Annotated in this window: 6 protein-coding genes; 4 read left to right on the forward strand and 2 right to left on the reverse strand. The window is 70.9% G+C overall.

Annotated features, from left to right (window positions below):
* Window positions 1-158: CDGSH iron-sulfur domain-containing protein (locus tag G6030_RS11220; RefSeq protein ID WP_182643178.1), on the forward strand; the 158-nt coding region annotated here is incomplete at its 5' end.
* Window positions 159-334: 176 nt separating this feature from the next.
* Here the strand turns inward: G6030_RS11220 and G6030_RS11225 are convergent.
* Complete coding sequence (locus tag G6030_RS11225; protein ID WP_182643179.1) at window positions 335-1,351, reverse strand: iron-containing redox enzyme family protein; 1,017 nt, start codon at window positions 1,349-1,351, stop codon at window positions 335-337.
* A 9-nt stretch (window positions 1,352-1,360) separates the two neighbouring features.
* Window positions 1,361-2,728 carry a hypothetical protein gene (locus G6030_RS11230; protein ID WP_182643180.1) on the reverse strand — a complete coding sequence of 456 codons (1,368 nt, stop codon included), beginning with the start codon at window positions 2,726-2,728 and terminating at the stop codon, window positions 1,361-1,363.
* A 202-nt stretch (window positions 2,729-2,930) separates the two neighbouring features.
* Between G6030_RS11230 and fdh the strand changes: the two genes are divergently transcribed.
* The 3 genes from fdh to nrfD form a co-directional block, all read left to right on the forward strand.
* The gene (gene fdh, locus G6030_RS11240; RefSeq protein WP_241724313.1) at window positions 2,931-6,188 is read left to right on the forward strand and encodes a formate dehydrogenase; all 3,258 of its coding nucleotides are present in this window, start codon (window positions 2,931-2,933) and stop codon (window positions 6,186-6,188) included.
* A 4-nt stretch (window positions 6,189-6,192) separates the two neighbouring features.
* Window positions 6,193-7,158: a 4Fe-4S dicluster domain-containing protein gene (locus tag G6030_RS11245; RefSeq protein WP_182643181.1), complete on the forward strand. Its 966-nt coding sequence runs from the start codon at window positions 6,193-6,195 to the stop codon at window positions 7,156-7,158.
* Window positions 7,158-8,132: NrfD/PsrC family molybdoenzyme membrane anchor subunit (gene nrfD, locus G6030_RS11250; RefSeq protein ID WP_182643182.1), on the forward strand; the 975-nt coding region annotated here is incomplete at its 3' end. The genes G6030_RS11245 and nrfD, both read left to right, overlap by 1 nt.

Here is an 8,132-nt window from a genome sequence, read left to right on the forward strand (position 1 = left end):
GACCGGTCGACATGACCACGCCCGACGGGCACCGGGTGTGCTCGGACCGCTTCATGGTGGCGGTGTGCGCGTGTCGGCGCAGCAAGAACTACCCGCTGTGCGACACCAGCCACCGCCGCAAGGTGCGCCCGACCGACACGGACGACGCGCAAGGCTGATCGCCCAATCAGAAATCCGCTACTCCGAGTGGGGATCCGCTACCCCTGTGGGAGTAGCGGATCAGGAGCGGGAGTAGCGGATTTCGGGCAGTGGCTGAGCGGGCGGGGCTGAGCGGGAGTAGCGGATTCCGGGCGGGGGCCGCGTCGGCCCCGCGCCCCGCAGGGGTCGTCGCGCGTCAGGGCAGGAGCGAGGACTCCCCGCGCTTCCACGCCGCGAGCATCTTGGCGGCCGCGAGGTCGTCGAGGTAGTCGAGCGCCCGCATCCCGAACACGATGTCGGCGGCGAGCTCGGGCTCGCGTCCGACCAGGTCGCCCACCACGTCGTGGCGCATGACCTGCTCGTGCACCGCGTCGGCCTCGACGTGCTCGGCGTAGAAGTGCACGCACTCCTCGGGAGCGTCCATCCGTCGCAAGCCCGCCACCAGGCGCGCGGACCCCGGCGACGAGGTGATCTCGATCGCCGCGAAGTGCCCGATCGCGGCGCCGCGCAGCGACCGGTGCAGGCCGAACATCGACATGAGGTTGACCGTCGACAGCGTCTCGGCGCTCACCCGGTCGATATAGCCGAGGTACGACGGGTCCAACCCGGCCGCGCTCATGAGGTCCGCCCACAACTGCTGGTGGACGCGATCTCCGCGGCCACCACCGAACTCGTCGAACTCGACGGCCACGAACGACGCCTTGGCCTGACCCTGCAGCCGCGGGATCGCGAACGCGTGCGGATCCCCCTCCTTGAGGTGGTACAGCGAGCGGTGGGCGAAGTACTCGCGGATCTGATCCCAGGTGCCCTCGTCCTTGAAGTACCACGACGGGCCGGTGCCGGAGGTGGCCTCGACCGACATCGCGTCCATCTCGGCCACCGGGTCGTCGCCCGGCTCGACCGTGCCGCGCAGGTGCTCGAGGAACACCCGCTCGAGGTCTCGACGCATCCGCAGGAGCTCCGGGTCCCACTCGAGTTCGGCATCGACGCCATTGAAGCCCCGGTAGTGCAACTCGTACAACGTGTAGAGCGTCAGCTGCAGGTCGCGGCCCAGCGGCTCGATGTCGGCCGACACCGCCGGCAGGCCGCCCGTGCGCCCGGTCGACAGCGCCCCGATCACCGCGTCGGACAGCGGCCCACACGCGCGGGGCAGCGGCGGCGCGGTCGTGGTGGCGTCGTTCACGGGGGCGAGGTCGGCGGGTGCGGCGGTCATGCCCCTTGTCTACCCTCTCGACCGGTCATCCTCCACCTGCCGAGAGGACTCGGAGTCGCCGTCCGCGATGACGCCCCCGCGCTCCGGGGCCCCGTCGTCGTCGACCTCTCCGCGGCTTTCGCCGCCGGCGGCCGTGTCGACACCCGGATGCTCCCCGTGCCCCTGTTCGCCGTGGCCCTGTTCGCCGCGGCTCCGCTCGCCGTAGCTCCGCTCGCCGTGATGCTGCGTGTCATGGCCGCGGGCGTCGTCGTTGTCGTCGTCGTTGTCGTCGTCGTTGTCGTCGTCATGCTCGCGCTCGATCCGCTGCTGTTCCTGCTGCTCGTCGGGGTCGCCCTCACGGCTCTGGTAGCTGTCGAACATCTTGCGGCGCTCGTGCCACCGCAGGCTGTAGGTGGACTCGCGGACCACGTTCTCGTCGTCGAAGTTCGATCCCAGGGCGCCGGCGAAGGCACCCAGGCAGCTGGACAGCCACGCCAGATGGACGTAGTCGAGCAGGACCGCGGGTCGGTCGAGCTGCGTCGCGAGGTAGTCCGCGTCCATCACGGTGAGCGCCAGGACGAACATCGCCGCGAACAGACCGACGAACATGATGCCCACACCCGCCCCGACCGTGAGGACCGTGGCCGCGTTGTCCATCCGTCGGTTGCCGGGCGTGAAAGCGTCGTTCCGACGGGTCCAGAGTCCGTTGCGCAGGATGAGCCACAACACGAGGGTGAGCACACCCATCATGCTGATGAGCAGCAGTCGGAGCGCGTGCAGCTCCACCGCGAGAGAAGCGATGCTGCCGTAGAAGATGCCGAAGGCACCGGAGCCCGCCCCGGCGGCCACGACACCGGACAGCGTCGTCACCATCCGGGTGGGTCGGTTGTTGTGCACCATGCCCGCGAGCAGGCGGGCCCGGTTGGCGAACCCGCGCCGGTGCGCCGGGGGCAGGTCGTCGGTGCCGGGCACGCCCAGTCCGTCTCGGTGGGTCCCCGAACGGACCAGCCCGAGCGCCAACTCGCGGACCTTCGACCGCACGCGGAAGACCCCCAGCACCGGCACACACACCAGGGCGGCCGCGGTCGAGCCGCTGACGTCGTACAACACCGGCACGCCGTCGGGGTGGGTCGCCAGGTCCGTCAGATAGAGCACGAAGTCCCACCCGTGCTGCTGCAGCAGGCGGGGGGCGTGCTCGGTGAGCCGGATCTCCCCCTCCGGTCCGAGCGGGAGGGTCTCCTGGTCGACCTCCACCCGCCAGCGTCCGCCCAGTTCGCGGCCCAGGTCCTCGGCGAGATCGTCGGCGATCGCCACGGCGATCCGGCGCGGCACGCCGGGGTCGGCCATGAGCCCGACGGTCGCGAACGCTCCGGAATCGGTCTGAGTCTGCTCGTCCACCCCACCATGATGCGGATCGGAGGCGCCCGCGGGACGGATCGGTCACCGCCCGCCCGCGACCGGGCGGGTCCGACGGCGATTCGGTTGCGGGGCCCGGGGGGCTCGCGTTACATGGGGCACGTACGCGAGTACGGGAGGTGGCATGTCGGAGCCGGAGAACCAGCAGTCCGGGCCGGATCGGCCCCGGGGGTCCAGGCCCGAGCTGGCGAGGTACGGCTCGCCGCTCAACTGGCCCGTGTTACGCCAGCTGGCCGGGTCCGACCTGCTCGGCCGCGGCAGCGCCACCCGTTCGCGCCGCTCGCTAGAGATCACCCCTCGTACGAAGACGGCCGACAAGGTGGTCAAGAGCGTCTGCCCGTTCTGCGCGGTCGGGTGCGCCCAGGACGTCTACGTCTCCGACGGCAAGGTCGTCCAGATCGAGGGGGATGACGACAGCCCCATCTCGCGTGGTCGCCTGTGCCCCAAGGGATCCGCGAGCAAGCAGCTCGTGACCAACCCCGAGCGCATCACCACGGTCCTGCACCGCAAGCCGTACGCCACCGAGTGGGAGGAACTGGACCTCGAGACGGCGATGGACATGGTCGCCGAGCGCGTCCTGGCCTCGCGGGACGAGTTCTGGGAGGACACGGACGACAAGGGCGACACGGTCCGGCGCACCCGCGGCTTCGCCAGCCTGGGTGGGGCGACGCTGGACAATGAGGAGAACTACCTCATGAAGAAGCTCTACACGGCGCTCGGCGCCATCGAGGTGGAGAACCAGGCCAGAATTTGACACTCCTCCACCGTTCCCGGTCTGGGAACCTCATTCGGGCGTGGTGGTGCCACGAACTACCAGCAGGATCTGGCCAACGCTGACTGCATCGTCATCCAGGGCTCCAACATGGCCGAGGCCCACCCCGTGGGTTTCCAGTGGGTCATGGAGGCCAAGCGGCGCGGCGCGACCATCATCCACGTGGACCCGCGGTTCACGCGCACCAGCGCCCTCGCGGACCTGCACGTGCCGATCCGGGCCGGCTCGGACATCGCGTTCCTCGGCGGGCTGATCAACCACGTCCTGACCACCGACTCCTACTTCCACGAGTACGTGCGTGCCTACACCAACGCGTCGACGATCATCGGCGAGGAGTTCCTCGACACCGAGGATCTGGCGGGCCTGTTCTCCGGTTTCGACATCGAGGAGCGGACGTACGACTTCGAGTCGTGGCAGTACGAGGGTCGCGGCAACGACATGCCGCACGAGAGCGGCTCGGGTCAGGACGACTCGGACGACGAGCCCGCGGAGGTCCCCGGCGCCGCCGGAGCCCGCGCCTCGGCGACGACCACCGACCCGAACGTGGACGAGACCCTCCAGCACCCGCGGTGCGTCTTCCAGATCCTCAAGCGGCACTTCAGCCGCTACACCCCCGAGATGGTCGAACGGACCTGCGGCATCGCCACGGAGGACTTCCACCGCGTCGCCCGGGCGCTGACCGAGAACTCGGGGCGGGAACGCACGTCGGCGTTCTGCTACGCGGTCGGCTGGACCCAGCACACCGTGGGCGTGCAGTACATCCGCACGGCCGCGATCCTGCAGTTGCTGCTCGGCAACATCGGCCGGCCCGGCGGCGGCATCATGGCGCTGCGCGGGCACGCGAGCATCCAGGGCTCGACCGACATCCCCACCCTGTTCGACCTGCTGCCCGGCTACCTGCCCACTCCGGACGCGCAGAGCCAGCCGGATCTGGACAGCTACATCGGCACCGACGACGAGGCGCAGGGATTCTGGGGCAACATGCGCTCGTACACGGTCAGCCTGCTCAAGGCGTGGTGGGGTGACGCGGCCACCGAGGACAACGACTTCGCCTACGGCTATCTGCCCAAGCTCACCGACAAGGCCGACTCGACCGCGACCGTGCAGCGTCAGGTCAACGAGGGCGGCGGCGGCTACTTCCTGGTGGGTGAGAACCCGGCGGTGGGCACCGCGAACGGGCGGATGCAGCGCGCCGGGTTGGCCAATCTCGACTGGCTGGTCGTCCGCGACCTCGTCATGATCGAGTCGGCCGACTTCTGGAAGAACGGGCCGGAGATCGAGACCGGCGAGATGCGCACCGAGGACATCGGCACCGAGGTGTTCTTCTTCCCCGCCGCCAACCACGTGGAGAAGAAGGGCACGTTCACCAACACCCAGCGGCTGCTGCAGTGGCGGCACCAGGCCGTCGAGCCGCCGGGAGACGCGCGCAGCGAGCTGTGGTTCTACTACCACCTCGGGCGTCGTCTCAAGGAGAAGCTGGCCGACTCCACCGATCCGCGTGACCGGCCGCTGCTGGACCTGACGTGGGATTACCCCATGGAACCTGGCACGGTGGACGAGCCGGACGCCGAGGCCGTGCTCGCCGAGATCAACGGCCGCGGCCCCGACGGCGAGCCGCTGTCCGCGTTCACTCAGCTCAAGCCGGACGGGTCGACCGCGTGCGGCTGCTGGATCTACTGCGGCGTCTACGCCGACGGCGTGAACCAGGCCGCGCGGCGCAAGTCGCGGCACGAGCAGGGCCCGGTCGCCCCGGAGTGGGGCTGGGCCTGGCCCGCCAACCGGCGCATCCTCTACAACCGTGCCTCGGCGGACCCGGAGGGCCGGCCGTGGAGTGAGCGCAAGGCACTGATCCACTGGGACCCGGATGCGAACGACGGCGCCGGCCGGTGGGTGGGTGACGACGTGCCCGACTTCGAAGCCGACAAGTCTCCCGACTACACCCCACCCGCGGGGGCGGTGGGTCCGGAGGCGATCGGTGGCGCGCAGCCGTTCATCATGCAGGACGACGGCGTGGGCTGGCTCTACGCTCCCCGCGGGCTCGCCGACGGCCCGCTGCCCGCGCACTACGAGCCGCCGGAGTCGCCTGTGGCCAACCCGATCTATCCGGGCCGGGACGCCAACCCCGCCCGGTCGATCCGGCCGGGCCGGTACAACGAGACGCAGCCGGGTCACGGGGATCCGGGGACGGACGTGTTCCCGTTCGTCTTCACCACCTACCGCCTGACCGAGCACCACACGGCGGGGGCCATGAGCCGGACGCTGCCGTACCTGTCCGAGCTGCAGCCGGAGTTCTTCTGCGAGATCTCCCCGGAGCTCGCGCGGGAGCGGGGACTGGTCAACGGCGGGTGGGCCACGATCGTGACCGCCCGTTCCGCGATCGAGGCCCGCGTGCTGGTGACCCGTCGGATGACGCCGCTGCAGGTCGACGGCCGGACCCTCCACCAGATCGGCCTGCCCTACCACTGGGGTGGCAACGGCGTGAGCATCGGCGACCCGGCCAACGACCTGTTGCCGCAGCAACTCGACCCCAACGTGTCCATCCCCGCGACCAAGGCGACGAGCTGTGACATCGTCGCGGGACGCCGCCCGCGTGGCCCCGCGCTACTCGAGTTCGTCGAGGAGTACCGCCGCCGCGCCGGCGTCCCCACCGAACCGGGAACGGAGAGCTAAAGCCATGTCCGCCTTCCTGTCCGACCTCGGACGGTCCTTCTTCGGTGACATCGACCCGGCCGAGGACAACGGTTACTCGGATCCGCCGCCGCGCAAGGGCTTCTTCACAGACACCAGCGTGTGTATCGGCTGCAAGGCCTGCGAGGTGGCGTGCAAGGAGTGGAACCTCATCCCCGAGGACGGCATCGAGCTGTCCGGGATGAGCTACGACAACACCCAGGCGCTGGGGGCGTCGACGTGGCGACACGTCGCCTTCATCGAGCAGGAGGTGCCCGCGCGGGTGGCGGGCGCGTCCGTCGCGCCGGCGCCGAGTGCGCCCGTCGACCTGGGAATGCCGGCGCCGACCCTGCCCGGTGACTCCCCCGACGCCGGCGAGCCCACCGACTTCCGCTGGCTCATGGAGTCGGACGTGTGCAAGCACTGCACCCACGCGGCGTGCGTGGACGTGTGCCCGACCGGTGCGCTCATGCACACCGAGTTCGGCACGGTCGTGGTGCAGAGCGACATCTGCAACGGGTGCGGGTACTGCGTGAGCGCATGCCCGTACGGCGTGATCGAGCGGCGCTCGGGGCCGGCGGGCGACCCCGCGGTGGGCATCGCGCAGAAGTGCACGCTCTGCTACGACCGGCTCACCGAGGGCCAGACCCCGGCGTGCGCCAAGGCGTGCCCCACCGAGTCGATCCAGTTCGGTGATCTCGACGAGCTCCGCGAGCGGGCGGCCGGCCGGCTGGACCAGCTGGTCGAGGCCGGCGAGCCCAACGCCCAGCTGTACGGCCACGACTCCCGCAACGGCGTGGGCGGCACGGGCGCGTTCTTCCTCCTGCTCGACGACCCCGAGGTGTACGGGCTGCCGCCGGATCCCGTGGTGACGACGCGGCACGTGGGGTCGATGTGGCGCCAGGCCGCGCTCGCCGCGGTGACCCTGCTGGGCGGGGCCGTGGCGGCGTTCGCCGCGGGGGGACGGTCCTGATGGGCGACGACGACAAGGCGGGCCTCCCCGCAGGGCCGGGGCAGCGTGCCCGGACCCGCCGGAAGGGCCGCGGGGGCCGCGAGCAGCTCGTGGTGCCCCCCGCGGAGTTCCGTTCGTACTACGGCAAACCGATCGTCAAGGCTCCGCCGTGGAAGTACGACATCGCGGCATATCTCTTCCTCGGCGGGCTGGCCGGTGGCTCGTCACTCCTCGCGGCCGGTGCGGACCTGGCCGGACTGCCCAGCCAGCGTCGCTCGGCGCGGATCGTCGCGCTCGGCGGGATCACCGGCAGCCTGTACTACCTGGTCAACGACCTGGGGCGCCCCGAGCGGTTCCACCACATGCTGCGGGTACTCAAGCTCACGTCGCCGATGAGCGTGGGCACCTGGATCCTCTCCGCGTACGGGCCGTTCGCCGGGCTCGCGCTGGGTGAGGAGATCGTGCCGCTGCTGCCCGAGAAGCTCGCCCGGCGGCTGCCCACCGAGCTCATCAGCCGGGCGTCGCGGCCGGCCGGCATCGTCGCGGCGCTCGTGGCCCCGGCGGTCGCCTCCTATACGGCGGTGCTGCTCACCGACACGTCCCTGCCGAGTTGGAGCGCGGCGCGCCGCGAGCTGCCGTTCGTCTTCGTCGGCAGTGCCGCGGCCGCGTCCGGCGGGGTGGGCCTGCTGCTCAATCCGCTCGAGGAGACCGGGCCCGCCCGTCGGCTGGCAGTGGGCGGCGCCGCTCTCGAACTGACCGCCGACCAGATCATGCAGCGGTCCATGGGCATCACCGCGGAGCCTCTGCACGAGGGCCGGGCCGGGAAGTACCACCGGGCGGCGCAGATCCTCACCGGCGCCGGCGCGGTGGGCGCGGTCCTCGGTCGGCGCAACCGGCTGCTGTCCGCGGTGTCCGGTCTGGCGCTCGCGGCCGGGTCGGCGTGCACGCGGTGGGCGGTGTTCCACGCCGGCATGGCCTCGGCGGAGGACCCGAAG

The organism is Dietzia sp. E1 (assembly GCF_014145015.1).
Taxonomy (GTDB): Bacteria; Actinomycetota; Actinomycetes; order Mycobacteriales; family Mycobacteriaceae; genus Dietzia; species Dietzia cinnamea_A.

Excerpts from the sequence above, each read along its gene's own strand:
- G6030_RS11225 (WP_182643179.1), bottom strand. The coding sequence starts at position 1,351 with ATGACCGCCGCACCCGCCGACCTCGCCCCCGTGAACGACGCCACCACG.
- G6030_RS11245 (WP_182643181.1), top strand. The coding sequence starts at position 6,193 with ATGTCCGCCTTCCTGTCCGACCTCGGACGGTCCTTCTTCGGTGACATC.